Source organism: Streptococcus infantarius subsp. infantarius ATCC BAA-102, from assembly GCF_000154985.1.
GTDB classification, from domain to species: domain Bacteria; phylum Bacillota; class Bacilli; order Lactobacillales; family Streptococcaceae; genus Streptococcus; species Streptococcus infantarius.
The window spans coordinates 1-21931 of record NZ_DS572681.1; the positions used below are offsets into that span (position 1 = coordinate 1).

18 protein-coding genes and 5 pseudogenes are annotated in these 21931 nt (G+C 37.8%); 20 read left to right on the plus strand and 3 right to left on the minus strand.

All coding sequences use genetic code 11. From position 1 onward, the window contains the following. Positions 1–14: 14 nt before the first annotated feature. Positions 15–953, minus strand: coding sequence for a polysaccharide deacetylase family protein (locus tag STRINF_RS00540; RefSeq protein ID WP_006531047.1), 939 nt, complete (start codon positions 951–953; stop codon positions 15–17). Positions 954–1173: 220 nt separating this feature from the next. On the opposite strand from STRINF_RS00540, the gene STRINF_RS00545 reads away from it, so the two are divergent. The 14 genes from STRINF_RS00545 (at position 1174) to STRINF_RS00610 (ending at position 14646) form a co-directional block, all read left to right on the plus strand. Then, the gene (locus tag STRINF_RS00545) at positions 1174–2460 is read left to right on the plus strand and encodes a homoserine dehydrogenase (protein ID WP_006531048.1); all 1287 of its coding nucleotides are present in this window, start codon (positions 1174–1176) and stop codon (positions 2458–2460) included. Between the two features lie 55 nt (positions 2461–2515). Continuing rightward, positions 2516–3382: a homoserine kinase gene (gene thrB / locus STRINF_RS00550; protein WP_006531049.1), complete on the plus strand. Its 867-nt coding sequence runs from the start codon at positions 2516–2518 to the stop codon at positions 3380–3382. Next, positions 3369–4253 (plus strand): EamA family transporter RarD, encoded by an 885-nt coding sequence (gene rarD, locus STRINF_RS00555; protein ID WP_043878257.1) that lies wholly within the window; start codon positions 3369–3371, stop codon positions 4251–4253. Before thrB ends, rarD begins: the two co-directional genes overlap by 14 nt. A gap of 12 nt (positions 4254–4265) precedes the next feature. Next, entirely contained in the window at positions 4266–5984 is a 1719-nt protein-coding gene (pabB, locus tag STRINF_RS00560) for an aminodeoxychorismate synthase component I (RefSeq protein ID WP_006531051.1), read from the plus strand. A 180-nt stretch (positions 5985–6164) separates the two neighbouring features. Beyond that, entirely contained in the window at positions 6165–7418 is a 1254-nt protein-coding gene (locus STRINF_RS00565; RefSeq protein ID WP_006531052.1) for a bifunctional folylpolyglutamate synthase/dihydrofolate synthase, read from the plus strand. 36 nt (positions 7419–7454) lie between these two features. Next, complete coding sequence (gene folE / locus STRINF_RS00570; RefSeq protein WP_006531053.1) at positions 7455–8018, plus strand: GTP cyclohydrolase I FolE; 564 nt, start codon at positions 7455–7457, stop codon at positions 8016–8018. A 34-nt stretch (positions 8019–8052) separates the two neighbouring features. Beyond that, on the plus strand, positions 8053–8853 hold the full coding sequence (gene folP / locus STRINF_RS00575; RefSeq protein ID WP_006531054.1) for a dihydropteroate synthase: 801 nt from the start codon (positions 8053–8055) through the stop codon (positions 8851–8853). Positions 8854–8920: 67 nt separating this feature from the next. After that, positions 8921–9283, plus strand: a complete 363-nt coding sequence (gene folB, locus STRINF_RS00580) for a dihydroneopterin aldolase (protein ID WP_006531055.1) — start codon at positions 8921–8923, stop codon at positions 9281–9283. Beyond that, the gene (gene folK / locus STRINF_RS00585; RefSeq protein ID WP_006531056.1) at positions 9280–9759 is read left to right on the plus strand and encodes a 2-amino-4-hydroxy-6-hydroxymethyldihydropteridine diphosphokinase; all 480 of its coding nucleotides are present in this window, start codon (positions 9280–9282) and stop codon (positions 9757–9759) included. Before folB ends, folK begins: the two co-directional genes overlap by 4 nt. 173 nt (positions 9760–9932) lie before the next feature. Then, the gene (gene murB, locus STRINF_RS00590) at positions 9933–10835 is read left to right on the plus strand and encodes a UDP-N-acetylmuramate dehydrogenase (protein ID WP_006531057.1); all 903 of its coding nucleotides are present in this window, start codon (positions 9933–9935) and stop codon (positions 10833–10835) included. Positions 10836–10862: 27 nt separating this feature from the next. Then, positions 10863–12014: an ABC transporter ATP-binding protein gene (locus tag STRINF_RS00595; protein ID WP_006531058.1), complete on the plus strand. Its 1152-nt coding sequence runs from the start codon at positions 10863–10865 to the stop codon at positions 12012–12014. Continuing rightward, complete coding sequence (locus STRINF_RS00600) at positions 12001–12792, plus strand: ABC transporter permease (protein ID WP_006531059.1); 792 nt, start codon at positions 12001–12003, stop codon at positions 12790–12792. The genes STRINF_RS00595 and STRINF_RS00600 overlap by 14 nt, the downstream gene beginning before the upstream one ends. Beyond that, positions 12789–13580, plus strand: a complete 792-nt coding sequence (locus tag STRINF_RS00605; protein WP_006531060.1) for an ABC transporter permease — start codon at positions 12789–12791, stop codon at positions 13578–13580. Before STRINF_RS00600 ends, STRINF_RS00605 begins: the two co-directional genes overlap by 4 nt. Further along, positions 13573–14646, plus strand: coding sequence for an ABC transporter substrate-binding protein (locus STRINF_RS00610; protein WP_006531061.1), 1074 nt, complete (start codon positions 13573–13575; stop codon positions 14644–14646). The genes STRINF_RS00605 and STRINF_RS00610 overlap by 8 nt, the downstream gene beginning before the upstream one ends. A gap of 91 nt (positions 14647–14737) precedes the next feature. Here the strand turns inward: STRINF_RS00610 and STRINF_RS09755 are convergent. Then, positions 14738–15833: pseudogene (locus tag STRINF_RS09755) on the minus strand (transposase); the annotation flags it as partial. On the opposite strand from STRINF_RS09755, the pseudogene STRINF_RS00625 reads away from it, so the two are divergent. The 6 genes and pseudogenes from STRINF_RS00625 to STRINF_RS00650 form a co-directional block, all read left to right on the plus strand. After that, a pseudogene (locus STRINF_RS00625) lies at positions 15820–16332 on the plus strand (SAM hydrolase/SAM-dependent halogenase family protein); the annotation flags it as partial. The pseudogenes STRINF_RS09755 and STRINF_RS00625 overlap by 14 nt on opposite strands. A 27-nt stretch (positions 16333–16359) precedes the next feature. Beyond that, positions 16360–16892, plus strand: a pseudogene (locus STRINF_RS00630) (ECF-type riboflavin transporter substrate-binding protein). A gap of 193 nt (positions 16893–17085) precedes the next feature. Continuing rightward, on the plus strand, positions 17086–18069 hold the full coding sequence (gene trhO / locus STRINF_RS00635) for an oxygen-dependent tRNA uridine(34) hydroxylase TrhO (protein WP_006531067.1): 984 nt from the start codon (positions 17086–17088) through the stop codon (positions 18067–18069). 143 nt (positions 18070–18212) lie between these two features. Then, positions 18213–19914: pseudogene (locus tag STRINF_RS00640) on the plus strand (ABC transporter ATP-binding protein). After that, a complete protein-coding gene (locus tag STRINF_RS00645) occupies positions 19883–20716 on the plus strand; it encodes an energy-coupling factor transporter transmembrane component T family protein (protein ID WP_006531070.1) in 834 nt (277 codons plus the stop codon). Before STRINF_RS00640 ends, STRINF_RS00645 begins: the two are co-directional and overlap by 32 nt. Before the next feature lie 159 nt (positions 20717–20875). Continuing rightward, complete coding sequence (locus STRINF_RS00650; protein WP_006531071.1) at positions 20876–21079, plus strand: cold-shock protein; 204 nt, start codon at positions 20876–20878, stop codon at positions 21077–21079. Positions 21080–21153: 74 nt separating this feature from the next. On the opposite strand, the pseudogene STRINF_RS00655 reads toward STRINF_RS00650, so the two are convergent. Beyond that, a pseudogene (locus STRINF_RS00655) lies at positions 21154–21931 on the minus strand (ISL3 family transposase); the annotation flags it as partial.

Genomic DNA, 21931 nt, shown 5'->3' on the forward strand with positions numbered 1-21931 from the left:
AAAGCAAGGCTTTTTTATTGATTAATACTTGCCATCAGGCTATCTGCTGTTGTTTCTGGTAAAATTCGAATGCGATCTAATGATAGTAAACCGTCATTTTTATCAGCAATTCCTTCATTTGTTGTAATACCAAGTTTATAGTTGAGTTCACCAGCGAGTTGGAGAGTGGTATCAGAATAACGTCCTGCAGGATAGGCGATTGTCATGGTATCTTGTGATAAGTTGCTATCAAGGTAGCTTTTGGCATCGGACATTTCTGTTTTTTGAGTATTGTCATCACTAGCAGATAAGTCTGGGTGGGTTGAAGTATGACTTTGGAAAGACATCCCTTGTTCTTTCATTTCAAGCATCTGGTCGAGACTTAAGTTAGCTGAATTTCCAACAGTACTTGTAATGACATTGTTGGTTGCTTTGGCACCGTATTTTTTCAAAATAGGGTAGGCATTATCGTAAAAATCCCATAAACTATCGTCAAAAGTTAACCAAATGATTTTTGAATTTCCATTTGGTAAAACATTTTCTGTCAGAACTTTATAAGCTTCTTCAGGAATTAAAAAATAGTATCCTTCATCAGAAAGTCGCTTGATGTGACTTTCAAAGGTTGTCGGATCTACGATAAGGTTAGCGTTTGAAGCTTCCTCGGGAGCCATGACGTGAATGGCGTGATACATTAGAATTGGAAGAGAAACATCTGAATCTTGCTGAACCCAGTTAACGTCATTGCTATCAGTAGTTTGACTTGTTGAACTTTCTTGAGTGGAAGGAGCAGCCGATGATTGCTTGCTTGATTTTGATGAGACTTGCTCTGTTTTTTCTGCTGATAGAATCGAGTGACTCTCTTTTAGTGTGAAAAAGAGCATGGCGCCAGCTATGATACAGGATAAAAATAGAATAATGTTGACAAGTAACATTGTTTTTTTACTTTTTTTCTCGTGCTTGTGTCGTTTTTTCATGAAAATCTCCCTTGAAGACAAAAATCTGCTTTTATTGTACTACTTTTTTAGTACAAATGAAAGAATTTACTTTTAATTAGGAAAAGATTTTTAGACTTCGTTATTTTTCTGTAAATTCTGAATAATTTTATGGTATAATGTAGAAAATGTTTTTATTTTAGGAAGTGCTGGTTGAAAAAATCACTTTTCCGTTCGAAAATTACTTACTAAGGAGAATAAAATGTCAATAAAAATTGCTTTGCTCGGTTTTGGTACAGTTGCTAGTGGTGTTCCTTTCCTTTTGAAAGAAAATCATTCAAAAATTACGGAAGCAGCTCATGACACCATTGAAATCGCTAAGGTTCTTGTCAAAGACGATGAAGAAAAAAATCGTTTGTTGGCTGCCGGAAATGATTATAATTTTGTTACAAATGTTGATGAGATTTTAAGCGATGACAGCATTGACATTGTTGTTGAATTGATGGGACGTATCGAACCAGCTCGTACTTTCATCACAAAAGCTCTTGAAGCAGGTAAAAATGTTGTTTCAGCCAACAAAGATTTGATTGCTACTCATGGTAAAGAATTGATTGCGCTTGCTAAAGATAAAGGTGTTGCTTTTTACTATGAAGCAGCAGTAGCTGGTGGTGTTCCAATCCTTCGTACACTAGCAAATTCACTTACTTCTGATAAAGTGACTCGTATTTTGGGTGTTCTTAACGGTACATCAAACTTTATGATGACTAAGATGGTTGATGAAGGTTGGACTTATGATGATGCTCTTAAGACAGCTCAAGAACTTGGTTATGCTGAAAGTGACCCAACAAATGATGTTGAAGGTATCGATGCTGCTTATAAAGCTGTTATCTTGAGTCAATTTGGCTTTGGTATGACAATTGATTTTGATGATGTGGCTCATAAAGGTATCACAACAATCACACCAGATGATGTGGCTGTGGCTCAAAAACTTGGTTATGTGATTAAACTTGTTGGCGACGTCCGTGAAGTTGAATCAGGTATTTCAGCAGAAGTGTCACCAACATTCTTGCCAAAAGCTCACCCACTTGCTAGTGTAAATGACGTTATGAATGCTGTCTTTATTGAATCTATCGGTATCGGTGAATCAATGTATTATGGACCAGGTGCTGGTCAAAAGCCAACAGCAACTTCTGTAACAGCTGATATTATTCGCATTTGCCGCCGTATTAAAGATGGCAATGTTGGTAAATCATTCAACGAATTTGCTCGTGAAACAAAAATGGCAAATCCTTCAGATGTGACAAGCCATTACTATTTTGCAATTAATACACCTGACAAAAAAGGTCAATTGCTTCGTTTAGCTGAAATCTTCAATTCTGAAAATATTTCATTTGAACAAGTACTTCAACAAAAAGCAAATGGTACTCGCGCTCGTGTTGTTATCATCACTCATTCAATGAGTAAGACACAATTGGCTGCGGTTACTGAAAAATTGGAAGCTGAAGAAGATTTCAAAGTTTTAAATACTCTTAAAGTATTGGGTGAATAAGAAACGATAAGTTTAAAGGTGAAAGGAAGGCTCATTTTTGAGCAATTATAGTGATATGAAAATTACAGTACCAGCAACCTCTGCTAATGTTGGACCTGGATTTGATTCTGTTGGTGTTGCGGTTTCTAAGTATTTAACAATCGAGGTTTTAGAAGCTGCTGACAAATGGGAAGTTTTGCATGATTTGGGTGATGTTCCAAGTAATGAAACAAACCTTTTGATTACGACAGCTTTGCAAATCAAATCAGATTTAAAACCACATCGTATTAAGATGGTTTCAGATATTCCTTTGGCACGTGGTTTAGGGTCTTCATCTTCAGTTATTGTGGCAGGTATTGAGTTAGCCAATCAATTGGCTGACTTGAACTTGTCAGATGATGAAAAGCTTACGCTAGCAACTAAAATTGAAGGGCACCCAGATAATGTAGCGCCAGCTATTTTTGGAAATCTTGTGGTGTCATCATATGTTGATGGAAAAGTTAACAGTGCTGTTGCGACTTTCCCAGAGGCATCATTTGTAGCTTTTATTCCAAATTATGAATTAAAGACAAGTGATAGCCGTAATGTGCTTCCAGTTCAATTTTCTTACAAAGAAGCTGTTGCAGCCTCGTCAATTGCCAATGTTGCTATTGCAGCCCTTTTGACAGGAGATTTGGAAAAAGCTGGAAAAGCGATTGAAGCTGACCTTTTCCATGAACGTTTCCGTCAAAAATTAGTAAAAGAATTTGCTCAGATTAAAGAAAAAGCACATCAAGCAGGTTCTTATGCGACTTATCTTTCTGGTGCTGGTCCAACAGTGATGGTTTTGGCGCCAAAAGAGCAAGAAAGCAAAGTTCTAGAGGCTGTTCAATCACTTGGCTTGGATGGCGAAGTAGTTGCTCTACATGTAGATACTAAAGGAGTTTTTGTTGAAAAAGACTAATTTAGGTTTTCTACTTGGTTTAGTAACATACATTTTGTGGGGCTTTTTGTCCCTTTATTGGAAATTACTTTCAGGTGTTAGTTCATATAACACCTTTTCTTATCGTATCATTTTCACAGTTATTACCATGTTGTTTTACATGCTGGTATCCAGAAATCACAAGCGGTATCAGAGTGAGATTAGTAGTTTGATAGCTGATAAGAAGAAGTTATTTATGATGATTTTGGCGAGCTTTTTGATTGCTATTAACTGGCTGACTTACATCTTTGCAGTGGCACATGGTCAAGCAACTCAGGCGAGTTTTGGTTATTATATTATGCCGCTTGTTTCCATTTTACTTGCTGTGATTTTCTTGCACGAAAGTTTAAGTTCTTGGATGCTTTCAGCAATTGCTATTGCAGGGTTTGGGGTTGGAATGTTAGCTTTTGACACTGGGCAAGTGCCACTGGTTTCGATTATTTTAGCTTTATCTTTTGGTTTATATGGTTTGGTTAAGAAAAATATTCGACTATCCAGTGATGTTGCTATGCTGGTTGAAAGTAGTCTGGTTTTGCCTTTTGTCATCATTTATTTGGTAATTTTTAGTAAGGAAAGTATGCTTGATTATACCTTGCTGGAGAATATTTTGTTGGTAATTTCTGGTGTGGTTACGGCAATTCCTTTGCTTTTATTTGCAGAGGCCGTTAAGCGTGCACCGTTGAATATTATTGGGTTCATTCAATACATTAACCCGACGATTCAGTTGATTATTGCGGTTCTTATTTTCAAAGAAACAATAGCTGCAGGACAATTAAAAGGATTTATCTTTATCTGGATTGCCATTGCTGTCTTTATTTTAGGACAAGTTATTGTGATGCGTAAAAATAAGTAGTTTGGAGCTAACATGCACAAAAAAACTGTTGTTGATTTTAAGGAATTAGGGCAACGTTTGATTTTTGAAAATCCCTTGATTGAGCTTTCTGCTAAGTCAGTAAAGGATGTAAAAACCATTTTGCAAGAGGTGGAGAATTACCAAAAGCAAGGATATTATGTCATTGGTTATGTGAGTTATGAAGCAGCCAAAGCCTTTGATGAGAAGTTTCTGGTCAAATCTTTCCCTCTTTCTGCTGAGTATTTAGCTTATTTTACGGTTCATCAAGAAGTTAAAAAAGAGCCTTTTCCGTGTCAATCTCAAAAAAATATTCAATTGCCAAAATCATGGCAATCAAAAACGACTAAAGGTGATTACGAGAAAGCTATTGCTAGGATTAAAGAGGAAATCAGGCAAGGAAATACCTACCAAGTTAACTACACTCTCCAATTATCTAGTCAACTTGAAGAAGATGCTTTGGCTTTATACAATCACCTAGTCATTGCCCAAGAAGCAGCCTACAACTGCTATATCGAGCATGATGATTTTGCCATTTTGTCCGTTAGTCCAGAGCTGTTTTTTTTAAAAAAAGGAAATCGTATAATAACGCGACCGATGAAAGGAACGATTACTCGTGGTTATAGGACCAAAGAAGATTTGCAAAATAAAATCTGGCTGGCAAATGATAGTAAAAATCGTGCTGAAAACATGATGATTGTTGATTTGCTACGTAATGATATGGGACGCATTTCAGAAATCGGTAGCGTTAAGGTAACAAAACTTTGTGAGGTTGAACAATACTCAACGGTTTGGCAAATGACCTCAACCATTGAAAGTCAGTTGCAATCAGATAAAAGTCTTTTAGATATTTTTTCTGCCCTTTTTCCCTGTGGGTCAATTACCGGAGCTCCAAAGATTGCGACAATGGCGATTATCAATCAGCTAGAAAAGCAACCTCGAGGCGTTTATTGTGGGACGATTGGGATTTGTCTGCCGAATGGAGATGCTATCTTTAATGTCGGTATTCGTACCATTCAAAAGCTAGGTAATCAGGCTATTTATGGTGCTGGTGGTGGCATTACCTGGGGAAGTGTCTGTGAAGATGAGTACAAAGAGGTTTGTGATAAGGCTGCGGTTTTATATCGTAATCAACCTGACTTTGATATACTTACAACCGCTAGGGTATCTCATAAGCAAGTGGTGGATTTAGACGAACACATCAAGCGTTTAAAAGAGTCAGCAAGGTATTTTGCTTACCCGTTCTCAAAAGAAGAGTTTTTAGCAAAACTGTCTAAGCAGCTTGAGGAGTTAGATGATGCTGACTATCGTTTGCGAATTTTAGTGAAGCAAACTGGTGCTATTCAGTTCCAGCTAGCAGAACTTAGAGAACTGCCAGAAAATTATCTGAAAGCTGAGCTGGTTCATCGCAGTGAGTCAATTGACAGTCCGTTTACTTATTTTAAGACGACCTATCGTCCGCATTTACAAAGTTTATCTGGTGAGTCTATCTTTATTTCTAATAAGGGTTATCTGCAGGAAACGACTATTAGTAATCTCATTTTAGAAATTGATGGGAAATGGTATACGCCCTCGGTTGATGTGGGTATTTTAGATGGCATTTGCAGGCAAAAATTAATTAAGGAAGGTCGCGTGTTTGAAGCATATTTGACAAAAGATGATTTAAAGAAAGCTGGTCACATTTATGCTTGTAATAGTGTTCGTGGCGTTTATGAAATCACTTTGAATAAATAGCAAAGCTTCTTTTAGAAATAGTTTCTATCGATTTTCCTTGTGCTATAATAGAAGTGTTATTGTAATTTTATAAGAGAAAGGTATATGCGCTAAAAGCTTATCATTGAAAGATTTCGAGGTAAATGTCTCAATCTTATTTTTAATGTCAGCAACTTTTGGTCATAGTAGGACATTCATCAAATGGAATATCAAGAAGCTTTAGATTGGATTCATGGCAAGTTAAAATTTGGAATCAAACCTGGTTTAAAACGAATGGCTTGGATGCTTGAAGAACTTGACAATCCTCAGGAAAAGCTTGCCGCTGTCCACGTTGTTGGGACAAATGGTAAAGGATCAGTTACCAGCTATTTACAACACATTTTCTCACTAGCTGGTTATGAAGTTGGGACATTTATGTCACCATATATTGTTGATTTTCGTGAACGTATTAGCTTAAATGGGCAAATGATTTCTGAGGCTGATTTTCTTAAATTGGTGGAACGTGTTCGCCCTGTTGTTGAACGTTTATCTGTTGAAACTGACTTAGAACCAGCTACAGAATTTGAAGTTATTACTGTTTTAATGTTTGAGTATTTTGGTCACATGCACCCAGTTGACATCGCGATTATTGAAGCTGGAATGGGTGGCCTTTATGACTCAACAAATGTGTTTAAGGCTTTAGCGGTTCTTTGTCCATCAATTGGTTTAGATCATCAGAATGTTTTAGGGGAAACTTATGCAGAAATCGCTGCGCAAAAAGCGGGTGTTTTAAAAGAAGGAGTTCCATTCATCTTTGCGACTGAGCGTGATGATGTCCGTCAAGTTTTTACTGAGAAGGCAAAAGCATGTCATAGCAGACTTTATGAATTTGGGAAGGATTTTTCTGCTTCAGAAAATGAAAACAGTTTTGATTATCATGGCAAAGAAAGACTTGAACAAGTTAGTTTGGCTATGCCTGGAAAACACCAAGTCAGCAACGCTAGTCTAGCTATTACAGCAGCCCTTCAATTGCGTGAACGTTATCCAAAAGTGACTAAAGAAATCATTAAAGCTGGCTTAGCCCAAACTCACTGGGTAGGTCGTACAGAATTGGTCTTCCCAAATGTCATGATTGACGGTGCTCACAACAACGAAAGTGTTCAAGCACTGGTTAATGTTATGCAAAAGTACAAAGATAAGCATTTGCATATTTTATTTGCGGCCATTGACACAAAGCCAATTGATTCAATGCTTGAGTTACTTAGTCAGCTAGCTGATGTGGATGTGACAACTTTTGTCTATCACAATGCACTGCCTTTGGAAAAATACCCAAGCCAATACCATAAAGTAGCTAATTGGCAAGATTGGCTTAAGCAGATTGATTTAGATAGTCAGGATGATTTTTATCTGATTACAGGCTCACTTTACTTCATTTCACAAGTGCGTCCTGTACTTTTGTCAAGACAGCAAAATTAAGCTATAATAGAAAAAATAAAAAGATTGGAAAATAAAATGGCAACTCAAGAAAAACTCGAAGCAGCAGTTTACCAACTCTTAGAAGCTCTAGGAGAAGATCCAAAGCGTGAAGGATTACTAGATACGCCTAAACGTGTTGCAAAAATGTATCAAGAGATGTTTTCAGGCTTGAATGAAGATCCCAAAGATCAATTTACAGCTGTGTTTACCGAAAATCATGATGAGGTTGTTCTCGTCAAAGATATTCCGTTTTATTCAATATGTGAGCACCACTTGGTTCCTTTTTATGGAAAAGCTCATGTTGCTTATTTGCCAAGCGATGGTCGCGTAACAGGTCTTAGTAAATTAGCTCGTGCTGTTGAAGTAGCAAGTAAACGTCCGCAGTTGCAAGAACGTTTGACTGACCAAGTGGCTACGGCATTGGAAGAAGCTCTTCATCCAAAAGGCATTTTTGTCATGATTGAAGCAGAGCACATGTGCATGACTATGCGTGGTATTAAAAAACCAGGAAGCAAAACGGTGACAACTGTCGCTAAAGGGATTTTTAAAGAAGACCGCGAAGAACGTAAAGAAATACTATCTTTGATTTTAGGAAAATAATCGCTTAAGGTATTGTATTACTAAGGAGATCATAATGAAAATCGGTAAACATAACATTGATGGCAAAGCTTGTATCATGGGAGTTTTAAATGTTACCCCTGACTCTTTTTCTGATGGAGGTTCTTACACATCGGTTGAGAAAGCGCTTGAGCAAGCAGAGAAAATGATTGCTGAAGGGGCAAAAATTATCGATGTTGGTGGCGAGTCAACACGACCAGGTTACACTTTTGTGGAAGCAACTGATGAGATTAATCGTGTTGTACCAGTTATTAAGGCTCTCAAGGAAAAATTTGATGTCCTAGTCAGTATTGATACCTACAAAACAGAAACTGCGCGTGCTGCCTTAGAAACAGGAGCAGATATTTTAAATGACGTTTGGGCAGGACTTTACGATGGGGAAATGCTTGCGCTTGCTGCTGAAAAAAACGTGCCAATTATTTTGATGCACAATCAAAAAGAAGAAAAGTATGACAATATTACTAAAGAAGTTTGTGACTTTTTAGCAGAACGTGCGCAAGCTGCATTGGACGCTGGCATTGCTAAAGAAAATATCTGGATTGATCCAGGATTTGGTTTTGCTAAAAATGAAGCACAAAACATTGAACTTTTGCAAGGTTTGGATGCTGTTTGTCAGCTTGGTTACCCAGTTCTTTTTGGCATTTCTCGTAAACGCACAGTAGATTATCTGCTAGGAGGCGGTACAGCAGCTCTTGAGCGCGATATGGGAACAGCGGCACTGTCAGCTTGGGCAATTGCTAAAGGTTGTCAAATCGTCCGCGTGCATAATGTTGATCTCAATCGCGATATTGTTAAAGTGATTAGTCAACTCGTTTGAAAGGAGTAAGAGGAGAAGAAAGAGTTTGAGAAAAGTATCTCAGACTTTCTTCTTTGTTACCAATAATATGGATAAAATTCATTTAAAAGGATGCCGTTTTTACGGTTACCATGGTGCTTTTGCAGAAGAACAAACATTAGGGCAAATTTTTGTTGTTGATTGTACCTTGTCTGTTGATTTGGCAAAAGCATCGCAGTCTGATCGTTTAGAAGACACTGTTCATTATGGATTAGTCTTTGAAACTATCAAAAAGCAAGTTGAAGAAAATAAATACATTTTGATTGAACGTTTGGCTGGGGCAATTTGCCAGGACATTTTTGAACAGTTTCCGCCAGTTCAAGCAATTATTTTAAAAATTTCCAAAGAAAACCCGCCAATTAATGGGCACTATGATTCTGTTGGCATTGAGCTAGAACGGGAGAGAGCATGATTAGAGTTTATTTAAGTTTAGGCAGTAATATTGGTGACAAGAAAGCCTATCTTGAAGCAGCACTTGATCGGCTAAATCAACTGCCACAAACAACCGTTGCAGCTGTTTCTTCATTTTATGAAACAGCCGCATGGGGTAAGACGGACCAAGATGATTTTTTGAACATTTGTTGTCAATTAGAGACAGAATTGGATGCTCAGCAATTATTGACAGAGTGCCAAAAAATTGAGAAGGATTTGCAACGTGTTCGCCATGAACATTGGGGACCTCGTACCATTGATATTGATATTCTTTTGTATGGTAGCGAGCATATCGCAACTGAAACCCTTAATGTGCCGCATCCTTACATGACAGAGCGTGCTTTTGTTCTTGTACCACTTTTTGAAATTGCTCCGTCGCTTGAGATTTATGGTAAATCTATTACATCTTATTTAAAAACATTAAATCTTGAAGAAGTGCGAAAACTTCATTCTTAAATATCGTCAAAAGCTGATTTTTTTGTTATAATTAAGGTCGGCTTTATGCCGATTTTTTAGTAGATAATTGATTATTTGATCATAAATGAGCTAATAGTATTGATAAGGGTATTGGTTGATTTTAATCAAATGATAACTACAATTTTGATTAATAGTTTTAGAGTTGGAAGAAAATGTTAGAATTTTTAAATGATGAACTAAAAGGGATTGATATTCGAGTTAATGAACCCTTAAAAAAATATACTTACACGAAAGTGGGAGGTCCAGCGGACTATCTCGCTTTTCCACGTAATCGTTATGAATTAATTCGTATTGTTGAATTTGCTAATAAAAATGATATTCCATGGATGGTGCTTGGAAATGCTAGCAACATCATTGTTCGTGATGGTGGTATCCGTGGTTTTGTTATCATGTTTGATAAATTAAATACCGTTACAGTCAATGGCTATGTCATTGAAGCAGAATCTGGTGCTAACTTGGTTGAAACAACACGTATCGCCAAATATCACAGTTTAACTGGTTTTGAATTTGCTTGTGGTATTCCAGGTAGCGTTGGTGGTGCTGTCTTCATGAACGCTGGTGCTTATGGCGGAGAAATTTCGCATGTCTTGGTATCAGCTCAAGTACTTACCAAAGAAGGTAAAGTTAAGACAATTGAAGCTCGTGACATGAAGTTTGGTTACCGTCATTCAGCGGTCCAAGATAGCGGTGATATTGTTATTTCAGCAAAATTCGCCCTTAAACCAGGTGATTATGTCTTGATTGAGCAAGAAATGGCACGTTTAACTCACTTACGTGAATTAAAACAACCCCTTGAATACCCATCATGTGGGTCAGTATTCAAACGTCCAGTTGGACACTTTGCTGGACAATTAATCACAGAAGCCAACCTTAAAGGACACCGTATTGGTGGCGTTGAAGTTAGTAAAAAACACGCAGGCTTTATGGTAAATGTCGCTGACGGTACAGCTCAAGATTATGAAGATTTGATTGCTTATGTTATTGACACAGTTGAGAAAAATTCAGGCGTTCGTTTAGAGCGCGAAGTTCGCATCATCGGCGAGAAAAAAGATTAAAGAAGCTCCATGGAGGTTTTATGAGAATTGACTAATCCAATTATTGCATTTAAAAACGTATCAAAAGTATTTGAAGATAACGGTACAGCTGTTTTAAAGGATATTAACTTTGAGTTAGAAGAAGGAAAATTTTACACCCTTCTTGGTGCTTCAGGTTCCGGAAAATCAACGATTTTAAATATCATTGCAGGGCTTTTACAGCCAACCACAGGTGATGTTTTCCTTGATGGAGAGCGTATCAATGATATCCCAATCAATAAACGTGATGTTCACACCGTTTTTCAAAATTACGCCCTTTTCCCTCATATGAATGTCTTTGAAAATGTCGCTTTTCCTCTAAAATTAAAAAAAGTCGACAAAAAAGAAATTGAACGACGAGTGGAAGAAGCTCTTAAAATGGTACGTTTGGCTGGTTTTGAGAATCGCCAGATTCAAAAATTATCTGGTGGGCAGCGTCAGCGTGTCGCGATTGCGCGTGCTATCATCAATGAACCGCGTGTGATTTTGCTTGACGAACCTTTATCAGCCTTGGATTTGAAGTTGCGTACAGAAATGCAATACGAACTTCGTGAATTGCAACAACGTCTTGGCATTACCTTTGTCTTTGTTACACATGACCAAGAAGAAGCTTTGGCAATGTCAGACTGGATTTTCGTCATGAATGATGGTGAAATTGTACAATCAGGTACACCAGTTGATATTTATGATGAACCAATTAATCACTTTGTAGCAACCTTCATCGGTGAATCAAATATCATTCCAGGTAAAATGATTGAAGACTATTTGGTTGAATTTAACGGCAAACGTTTTGAAGCGGTTGACGGTGGTATGCGACCAAATGAAGCGGTTGAAGTGGTTATCCGTCCAGAAGACTTGCAAATCACAATGCCTGAAGAAGGTAAATTACGTGTGAAAGTCGATACCCAACTTTTCCGTGGGGTACACTATGAAATCATTGCTCACGATGAGCTTGGCAATGAATGGCTGATTCACTCAACGCGTAAAGCCATCGAAGGGGAAGTCATCGGACTTGATTTCACACCAGAAGATATTCATATCATGCGCTTGAATGAAACAGAAGAAGAGTTCGATGCGCGTCTTGAAGAATATGTTGAAATGGAAGAGCATGAAGATGGTTTGATTCATGCCATCGAGGAGGAGCGCAATGAAGAAAAATAATTTCTTCTCGATTCCATATATTTTATGGTTGATACTGTTTGTCATTGCTCCCGTCATTTTGATTTTATGGCAGTCATTCTTTGATATCCAAGGACATTTTACCTTGGATAATTACAAGACTTTTTTTAGTTCTTGGACTTATCTTCGAATGAGTTTTAATTCGATTTTATATGCTGCCATCATTACCCTTGTGACCTTGTTGATTTCTTACCCAACAGCATATTTTTTGACACAGCTTAAGCATAAGCAGTTGTGGTTGATGCTTGTGGTTTTACCAACTTGGATTAATCTCTTGTTAAAAGCTTACGCTTTTATGGGGATTTTTGGACAACATGGTGGTGTTAACGCCTTCTTATCATTTGTCGGTATTGGTCCAAAACAAATTTTATTCACAGATTTTTCATTTATCTTTGTTGCTTCCTACATTGAAATTCCATTTATGATTTTACCGATTTTCAATGCGCTTGATGATATTGATACCAATCTCATCAATGCGAGCCATGATTTAGGCGGAAATGGCTTCCAAACCTTTACAAAGGTTGTCTTTCCTTTATCACTAAATGGTGTGAGAAGTGGGGTACAATCAGTCTTTATCCCAAGCCTTAGCTTGTTCATGTTGACTCGTTTGATTGGCGGTAACCGTGTGATTACACTAGGGACAGCAATTGAGCAGCACTTCTTGACAACACAAAACTGGGGAATGGGTTCAACCATTGGTGTGATTTTAATCATGGCAATGCTTGTGATTATGTGGATGACTAAGGAGAGACGAAAATGAAAAAAATTGCGAATTTATATCTATCTTTAGTCTTTGTTATTCTTTACATTCCAATCGCTTATCTGATTTTCTATTCCTTTAATCAAGGTGGCGATATGAATGGTTTCACTGGATTTACCCTAGAACACTATTCAGAAATGTTTACGGATAGTCGCTTGATGCTTATCTTGATTCAGACATTTTTCCTAGCCTTTTTAAGTTCAATTCTGGCGACAGTGATTGGGACTTTTGGAGCTATTTTCATCTACCAAGCTCGTCGTAAACACCAGCAATCCATTCTATCAATGAATAATATTTTGATGGTGGCACCTGATGTTATGATTGGTGCAAGCTTTTTGATTCTTTTTACGCGTTTGGCGGATATTTTCCATTTTAATCTTGGATTTATGACAGTTTTGCTTAGTCATATTGCCTTTTCAATTCCGATTGTAGTGCTTATGGTTTTGCCACGACTTAAGGAAATGAATGACGATATGATTAATGCTGCCTATGATTTGGGTGCAACACCTTGGCAAATGTTAAAAGAAGTCATGTTGCCATATTTGACACCTGGTATCATTTCAGGATTCTTTATGGCATTCACTTATTCCCTTGATGACTTTGCGGTAACTTTCTTTGTTACAGGAAATGGATTCTCAACTCTTTCTGTTGAAATTTACTCGCGTGCACGAAGAGGAATTTCACTTGAGATTAATGCTCTTTCAACCATTGTCTTCATCTTTAGTATCTTGCTTGTAATTGGTTATTACTTTATTTCACAAGATAAGAAGGGAGAAAGCAATGCGTAAATTATACACGTTTTTCCTAGGGCTTGTTGCGGTAACCTTGATTCTATTTGGTGTTTCAGTTTATATGCAAAAAACATCAAGTTCATCAAGTCAATCTGATAAATTAGTCATTTACAACTGGGGTGATTATATTGACCCAGAATTAATTACAAAATTCACTAAAGAAACAGGTATCGAGGTTCAGTACGAAACCTTTGACTCTAATGAATCAATGTATACCAAGATTAAGCAAGGTGGAACAACTTACGACATCACCGTGCCGTCAGATTACATGATTGATAAGATGAGAAAAGAACATTTGCTCATCAAACTAGATAAATCTCAAATCAAAGGCTTAGATAACATCGGTTCAAAATTCATGGGCATGAGTTTTGACAAGCATAATGATTATTCAGTCCCATATTTCTGGGGAACACTTGGCATCGTCTATAATGATACTATGGTTGATAAAGCGCCAGAACATTGGTCAGACTTATGGAAACAAGAATATAAAAATGACATCATGCTGGTTGATGGTGCTCGTGAAGCAATGGGAATTGGTCTTGGAACTCTTGGCTACAGCCTAAATACCAAATCGATGACTGAGCTAAATGCTGCTTCAAAGAAACTTGATGACCTAACACCAAATATCAAAGCTATTGTCGGTGACGAGATGAAGGGTTACATGATTAATGACAATGCTGCGATTGGAGTCACATTCTCAGGTGAAGCGAGTGAGATGCTTAATTCAAATGATCACCTTCACTACGTGGTTCCTAGCGAAGGCTCTAACCTTTGGTTTGACAACTTAGTGATTCCAAAAACAGCTAAGCACATTAAAGAAGCTTACGCCTTTATCAACTTCATGTTGCAGCCTGAAAACGCTGCGCAAAATGCAGAATACATCGGCTATGCCACACCAAATACAGAAGCCAAGAAACTTTTGCCAAATGATATTAAAGAAAATAAAGCTTTCTATCCATCTGAAGAAACCTTTAACCATTTGGAAGTTTATAATAACCTTGGTCAAAAATGGCTTGGTATTTATAACGATTTATACTTACAATTTAAAATGTATCGCAAATGATATTTGATGAGTTTGGCCAAATTTCAAGTTCAAATTAGCTAGTCTGTAAAAACTCTTGGCTCTTTGTCAACTGTAGTGGGTAGATGAAAAGCTAACACCTAGAGAGGACGAACTTCGTCCTCTCTTTCTTTATCTCTTTTTTGTTTTTAGGAGATAAGCTGAAAAGGGCTCTCCCCAGCCCTTTTCACTGTTCAATGCAATCAAAATCCGTTTTTTAAAGTTTTCAAAGTTCCTGAAACCAAAGGCATTTCTCTTAATGACTTTGATGAGATTATTGGTAGCTTCCAGTTTGGCGTTGGAATAAGGCAATTCCATGGCGTTTAAAACCTTGTCCTTATCCTTTAAAAATGTCTTCAATACCGTCTGGAAAATAGGATTAACAGTGGCTATTTACTGTTCGATGAGGTCAAAGAAATGGACTGAGTTCTTCTCTTGGAAATGGAACAAGAGAAATTGATAGAGTTCATAGTGCTGTCTGAGTTCATCTGAGTAGGATAGGAGTTTTTCTAGGATTTCCTTGTTAGTCAAATGCATTCGAAACATAGGTCGATAAAATCGTTTATCGCTGAGTTTACGGCTATCTTGTTGTATCAATTTCCAGTAACGTTTCGAGGTTCGGTATTCCTGCGATTTTCTGTCGAATTGATTCATAATTTGAATACGGACACGGTTCATAGCACGACTAAGGTGTTGCACGATATGAAAGCGATCGAGTACAATTTTTGCATTGGGGAGTGAAACAGTCTGGGAATAGACTGTTTCAGCCTGAGCTCAGAAATAGAAGAGCGAAGGGGTTAGTAAGTTGATAATAGGGACTAAACATATCCATGGTAATCACTTTGACCCGATTTCTAACCTTTCTAGGATAGCGTAGAAAGTGTTTTCGGATGGTTGCTTGGGTTCTTCCGTCGAGAATGGCGATGACATTTAGGGAGTCGAAATCTTGAGAGAAGAAGCTCATTTTCCCCTCCTTGAAGCTATATTCATCCCAGCTCATATTGGTTGGAAGACAGTTCAGGTCTGTCTTGAACTGAAATTCTTTTAGTTTACGAATGACCGTAGAGGTGGATACTGCTAAGCTTTCCGCAATGGTTGTCATAGATAGCTTCTCAATCAGTTTTTGGGCAATTTTGTGGTTGACAATAGCTGGTATTTGATTGATTCTTCTTGACTAGGGAAATCTCAGAAGTCGCTAATCGTCGTGCGAATACCGAGCATTCTTATACGTTCCATGGACGAGATGTTTATGCTTATACGGGTGCAAAATTAGCGTCAGGGCATATTAGTTTTGAAGAAGTTGGACCAGAACTTAGTGTGGAACATATTGTCGAGATCCCAACTGTAGAAACAGAAGTCGGCTTTGATTTTGTCAAAGGTGCTATTGATATTCTTGATGTTAGATTTGGATCTCTTTGGACATCAGTCACTCGTGAAGAGTTTTATACTCTTTTGCCAGAATTTGGAGATCGCTTCGAGGTAACGATTTACAATAATGATATGCTTGTCTACCAGAATCAGGTAACATATGGAAAATCATTTGCGGATGTGCGCATAGGTCAACCCTTGCTCTATATCAACTCACTTTATCGTGTTGGACTTGCAATTAATCAAGGATCGTTCGCCAAAGCTTATAATGTCGGTGTTGGTCAGAACTGGCATATTGAAATTAGACGTATTGTCAATTAATTACTTTATTTTACAAGGAGACTTACAATGAAAAATAATTCGATTAAAACTGTTGTTGCAACTGGTATTGGTGCTGCTCTTTTTGTTGTAATTGGCTTGGTAATCAATATTCCAACCTTTGTACCAAATACGAGCATCCAGCTTCAATATGCTGTTCAGGCTCTTCTATCCATTCTTTTTGGTCCTGTTGTTGGATTTATTGGTCATGCTCTTAAAGACTCTATTCAGTACGGTCCATGGTGGTCTTGGATTTTAGCTTCGGGTGTATTTGGGCTTGTTGTGGGTGTAGCAAAAAGTCGTCTTCGTATCAAGAAGGAATTTTTGAAGGCAAAGACATCCTTGTGTTCAATGTCTTCCAGATTGTGGCAAACATTGTTTCTTGGGGTATCATTGCTCCAGTACTAGACATCGTTATTTATAGCGAACCTGCTAATAAAGTTTTTGTACAAGGTTTAGTTGCGGGCATTGCAAATAGTGTTACTGTTGCTATTGCAGGTACGATTTTATTGATTGTGTATGCGAGAACACAAGTAAAATCTGGTAGCCTATCAAAAGACTAATAAAATAGGATGAGCTGTTACAAAACAGTTCATTTTTTCGTTGTGAAATATCAATATAGTTTTTTGTTGTATCAAAACAGCTTTCAGTTCAGATTTTTGTAATATTGACTGGTACACGATATAATCTTAGAGAGTCATTTATTAGAAATGATAGAGTTTTATAATCTATTGCAAAGATTGAAAAGGAGAAATTATGTCAAAAGACATTCGTGTATTACTTTATTATAAATATATCCCAATTGAAAATGCGGAAGCCTATGCTGCTGAGCATCTAGCTTTCTGTAAGTCTATCGGACTCAAAGGACGTATCTTGATTGCTGATGAGGGAATCAACGGTACTGTCTCTGGTGATTATGAAACAACACAAAAATACATGGACTATGTTCATGCAAACCCATTGTTCAGCGACTTGTGGTTTAAGATTGACGAAGAAAATGAGCAAGCTTTCAAGAAAATGTTTGTTCGTTATAAAAAAGAAATTGTTCACCTTGGTTTGGAAGACAGCGACTTTGACAACGATATAGATCCACTTGTAACAACAGGTGCCTACTTGTCACCAAAAGAGTTCAAAGAAGCTCTCTTGGATGAAGATACAGTTGTTTTGGATACGCGTAATGACTACGAGTACGACCTAGGGCATTTCCGAGGTGCGATCCGCCCAGACATCCGCAACTTCCGTGAATTGCCACAATGGGTCCGTGATAACAAAGAGAAATTCATGGACAAGCGTGTAGTTGTATACTGTACTGGTGGTGTTCGCTGTGAGAAATTCTCGGGCTGGATGGTTCGTGAAGGTTACAAGAATGTCGGTCAGCTTCACGGTGGTATCGCAACCTATGGTAAAGACCCAGAAGTTCGTGGCGAATTGTGGGATGGTAAGATGTACGTCTTTGACGAGCGAATTATGGTTGATGTTAACCATGTTAACCCAGTTGTCGTTGGTAAGGACTGGTTCGATGGCACACCATGTGAGCGCTATGTCAACTGTGGCAATCCATTCTGTAACCGTCGTATTTTGACATCGGAAGAAAATGAGCACAAGTATGTTCGTGGCTGTTCAGCTGAATGTCGTGCTCATGAGCGTAACCGCTACATTGTTGAAAATGGTTTGACACGACAGGAATGGGCAGAACGATTGGAAGCAATCGGGGAGAGTTTGGCGCCTGTAAATGCTTAAAAAATAAATTGCATTGAGAAATCAGTGCAATTTTTATTATAAATGACATTTCTGATTGAGAAATATTGACAGAACATCTTCACAAAGGTGGAATCTAGTGATTCTTCCTTTTTTTCAAAGCCAATTTACGTTATAATGGTTCTATGAAAAAAATCATTGAATTTAAAGATTTTACATTTAAATATCAGGCACAGCAGGAACCAACTTTAAAGGATATTCAACTATCCATTTATCAAGGGGAGAAAGTCTTAATCATTGGACCTTCTGGCTCCGGAAAGTCAACGTTAGGGCAGTGTCTCAATGGCATTATTCCCAACATTTATAAGGGAGAACACAGTGGGAGCCTGATTTTGGATGGTCAGGAGGCTTTTGATTTATGAGTTTATGATAAATCTTTACTAGTATCAACAGTACTTCAAGATACAGATGGACAGTTTGTTGGTTTGTCGGTTGCAGAAGATCTTGCCTTTGCCCTAGAAAATGATATGGAAAGTCAACAGATCATGCATCAAAAAATAGGGAATTGGGCAGAAAAATTGTCACTTACAGACTTATTGGCCCATCGGCCACAAGATTTATCTGGAGGTCAAAAGCAATGTGTCAGTTTAGCTGGAGTGTTAATAGATGAGAGCTCTATTTTATTGTTTGATGAACCACTTGCTAATTTGGATCCTAAATCAGGTCAGGATACGATTGATTTGATTGACCGACTGCATCGACAAGAAGGCACCACAACGATTATTATTGAACATCGTTTAGAAGATGTCTTGTACTGTCATGTGGATCGGGTGGGATTGATAAATGATGGTCAAATTTTATTTAACGGAAACCCAGATCAATTATTGAAGACTTCCTTGTTACAAGAAAATGGGATACGTGAACCTCTCTATATTTCTACTCTTCGAGCGTTGGGTTATCCAATTGAAGACGCAGAGCATCTTGCTTCAGTATGGGAGGTTGATGTAGCATCCTTGACTGTTGGTCAACTACCAGCTTTGCATTTTGAAAGTGAGTCAGAGGAAGTATTATTAGAAACAAACCATCTACATTTTTCCTATCCAGAGAAGCAGGTGTTAAAAGATATTAACCTTACCATTCATAAGGGTGAGCGGTTAGCAATTGTCGGAAAGAATGGTGCTGGCAAATCTACCTTAGCTAAGGCACTTTGTGGCTTTATTCGGCCAGAGGGAGAACTTCTTTGGAAAGGTCAATCTATTCAGGATGATTCTATTAAAGAGCGTGCGGAGCGTATTGGATATGTTCTTCAAAATCCTAACCAGATGATAAGTCAAAATATGATTTTTGATGAGGTGGCACTTGGCCTCCATTTGCGAGGAGTAGATGAGGAAGTAGTTGAACAGCGCGTTCTCAATATATTAGAAGTTTGTGGCTTATACCCTTTCCGTAAATGGCCTATATCGGCACTTTCCTATGGTCAGAAAAAAAGGGTGACGATTGCTTCTATCTTGGTTCTCAATCCGGAAATCATTCTACTGGATGAGCCGACAGCTGGGCAGGATCAGCGACATTATCGAGAAATGATGGATTTTTTGGACCAATTAAATGCTAAAGGGCATACCATTGTCATGATTACCCATGATATGCAACTCATGCTGGATTATTCAGACAGAGCAGTTGTAGTGGTGGATGGGCAGATTATTGAAGATGCTAGTCCAGCAGAAATATTATCAGATGTTGCTGTGATAGAACAGGCCAGTTTGAAAGAAACCTCTATATTCCATTTGGCAGAACGTCTTAGAGTGAATCCTTTAGAGTTGACGATGTGTTATATGCAAGAAGAGAGGAGGAACTGATGAATCGCCAGTCATTAATTGGTTATCGTAATGGACAAGGTTTTATCTACAATCTTTCAGCAGTCAGTAATTTATTGTTCTTTCTAGCATTTTCCGTCGTTGCGATGGTTACCTACGATACTCGTCTTATTTTATGCATTGCCGTGTTTTCCCTCAGCCTGTTTAAATTATCGGGCATTCGTTATCGGGATGTTTCCTTTGTTCTCTTCTTTACAACAGTATTTGCCTTGCTGAACGCATTGATGGTGTATCTATTTGCCCCAACTTATGGCGTGATTTTATATGGAGCAGAGACCGTTTTGTGGTCGGGGATTGGGACTTATTCTATTACGAGCCAGCAACTATTTTATCTGCTCAATTTGTTATTGAAATATTTTTGTACTGTTCCTGTTGCTTTGATTTTTTTAATGACCACTCATCCCAGTCAGTTTGCATCAAGTTTGAATAAAATTGGGGTTTCATATAAAGTCGCTTATGCAGTAAATCTGATTATGCGGTATATTCCAGATATCCAAGAAGAATTTTATACGATTCGGATGTCACAAGAGGCACGGGGTCTAGAGTTGTCTAAAAAAGGGAGATTAGTGGATCGGATAAAAGGGAATTTATCACTTGTAATCCCATTGATTTTCAGTTCTTTGGAACGAATTGATACCATATCAACTGCCATGGAATTACGGCGCTTTGGAAAAAATAAAAAGAGAACCTGGTACACCTACCAGCCTCTGAAACAAATGGATTACATCGTCTTAATTATCATTTTCTTCCTCATAGGCATTACCATTACCCTCTTTATTGCAAATCAGGGGAGATTTTATAATCCGTGGAAGTGAAATGATGAAGTTTATCAAATAATCAACCTTTATTGTTGACAAATGATAATTATCCTGTTAAAATAAATAATGTAAATAAGTTTAGAGTTTAAGTATCAGTTTCATCTTTTGTTTTTCCTCTTGATTCGTTTTACAAATAAATAAAAAGAGGTAACAAAAATGGTACAAGGTACAGTCAAATGGTTTAATGCAGAAAAAGGATTTGGTTTTATTTCACAAGAAAGTGGACCAGATGTATTTGCACACTTTTCTGAAATTCAGTCTAATGGTTTCAAATCTTTGGAAGATGGTCAAAAGGTGAATTTTGAAGTGGAGCAAGGCCAACGTGGTCTTCAAGCAACCAATATTACAAAAATTGGATAATAAAAGAGCGGGTTTCTTAGTGAAACTCGCTTTTCTTATGGGCTCTTTGTCAACTGTAGTGGGTTGATGAAAAGTCATAACCTGGAGAGGACCAAGTTGGTTCTCTCCATTTTTATATTCAAAGCGATGAGAATTCTTAATTTAAAGTTTTCAAAGTTCCGAAAACCAAAGGCATTGCGTTTAATGACTTTGATGAGATTATTGGTAGCTTCTAGTTTGGCGTTTGAGCAAGGGAGTTCAAGTGCCATTGACAATCATCTTATCTTTGTCTTTCAAAAAGGTCTTAAAAGCAGTCTGAAAGATGGGATGTACACTGCAAAGCGTCTCCTCAATGAGATTAAAGAAATGGTCGGCTTGTTTCTCTTGAAAGTGAAAGAGTAAGAGTTGATAGAGTTCATAATGTTCTCAAAGTTCCTGCGAGTAAGAAAGTAGCTTTTCTAGAATCTCCTTGTTGGTCAAGTGTATACGAAAAGTCGGGCGATAAAATCGTTTATCGCTGAGTTTGCGACTATCTTGTTGGATGAGTTTCCAGTAGCGTTTGAGTGCCCTGTATTCATGAGATTTTCTGTCAAACTGATTCATAATCTGGACACGTAGACGATTCATGGCCCGGCTCAGATGTTGGACGATATGAAAGCGATAGAGGACGAATTTAGCGTTCGGGAATAGCTTTTTAGCGATATCGTAGTAGGCGCTAAATATGTCGTCCATAGTGATGACTTTGACGCGGTTTCTAACCTTTCTAGGATAGCGAAGAAAGTGGTTTCGGATGGTTGCTTGGGTTCTTCCGTCGAGAATGGCGATGACATTTAGGGAGTCGAAATCTTGAGCGATGAAGCTCATTTTCCCCTT